The organism is Paraburkholderia sediminicola (assembly GCF_046027825.1).
In the GTDB taxonomy this organism is placed as follows: Bacteria; Pseudomonadota; Gammaproteobacteria; order Burkholderiales; family Burkholderiaceae; genus Paraburkholderia; species Paraburkholderia sediminicola_D.
In genome coordinates, this window is sequence record NZ_JAQQDU010000232.1 from 1 (window position 1) to 1288 (window position 1288).

Annotated in this window: 1 protein-coding gene; it reads left to right on the plus strand. The window is 59.3% G+C overall.

Features of this window, described 5'->3' with window-relative positions; translation table 11 throughout:
• Window positions 1–64 precede the first annotated feature (64 nt).
• Window positions 65–1248 (plus strand): IS3 family transposase gene (locus PQQ96_RS42020; RefSeq protein WP_408303313.1). Its coding sequence is split into 2 segments (ribosomal slippage): window positions 65–320 and window positions 320–1248, totalling 1185 coding nucleotides; the frame shifts between segments, so codons are not numbered across the junction.
• Window positions 1249–1288: the final 40 nt, after the last annotated feature.

Consider the following 1288-nt stretch of genomic DNA (forward strand, 5'->3'; position numbering starts at 1 on the left):
TGACCTTGCCCCCGAAAAACGAATCCCTTGCTGAGTGTGTAAACTCAAGCAAGGAGAAGAAACGATGACGGTCAAGGCAAAGCGGGCGCAGTACACGCTCGAATTCAAACTGGAAGCAGTCCGGCTGGTGAAGAACGGCCAGAGTCTGGCTGCGGTGTCGGCGACGCTGGGCGTGGTGCAGCAGACCCTTCACAACTGGGTCCAGGCTGACAGGGAAGGCAAACTGGTCGGAGCCGGAGCGAAGCCGGTCAGTCCAGAGCAGATGGAACTGGCGCGGTTGAGAGCGGAAGTGTCTCGCCTGAAGATGGAGCTCGACATCACAAAAAAAGCGGCGGCGTACTTCGCAAAGGAATTGATGTGAAGTGCGCGTTCGTTGACCGGAATCGACACCGCTGGCCAGTCTCAATGCTGTGCGAAGCACTGGAAATCAGTCCCAGCGGATATCATCAGCGTCAGCAGCGCAGCGGCGATGACAAGCCGCACAGATGCCGTATCAGCAACGATGCCCTGCTCGCGCACATCAAGGCGATTCACGTGCAGGTCAAGGGCGAATATGGTTGGCCGCGCATGTGGAAAGAACTCGTTGCGCGCGGCGTGCGCGTGGGCAAGGAGCGTGTTCGCAAGCTGATGGCGCAGCATGGCATCCGTGCCCGACACAAGCGCAAGTACATCGCGACGACGAACTCGAATCACAACCTGCCGGTGGCGCCGAACTTGTTGGAGCGCAACTTCACGGCAACAGCGCCGAACCAGGTCTGGACGAGCGACATCACGTACTGTGCGACGGCTGAAGGCTGGGTTTATCTGGCGGTCATCATCGACCTGTTCAGCAGGCAGGTGGTGGGCTGGTCGATGCAGTCACACATGAAAGCGGAACTGGTCACGGATGCGCTGCGTATGGCGTGGTTCCGGCGCCGTCCAGAGGCTGGCGTCATCGTACATAGCGACCGGGGTAGCCAGTATTGCAGCGGGCTGTTCCAGGACACGCTGAAGGCCTACGGCATGCGCTCGTCGATGAGTCGACGCGGCGACTGCTGGGACAATGCACCGACCGAAAGCCTGTGGGGTTCGTTGAAAGTTGCACGCCTGCATGGCCGGCACTTCGCGACCCGGCGTGCGGCAATGGATGAAATCGTCGACTGGCTTGGCTTTTATAATTCTCGCCGGCTACACTCGACGCTCGACTACGTCAGCCCCATGACGTTCGAGAAAAACTGGTTCGCCGCTCAACAGGGACGAGCCGCATAAATCTCTCAGCTATGGGATTCGCGAAACAGGGGCAAGGTCA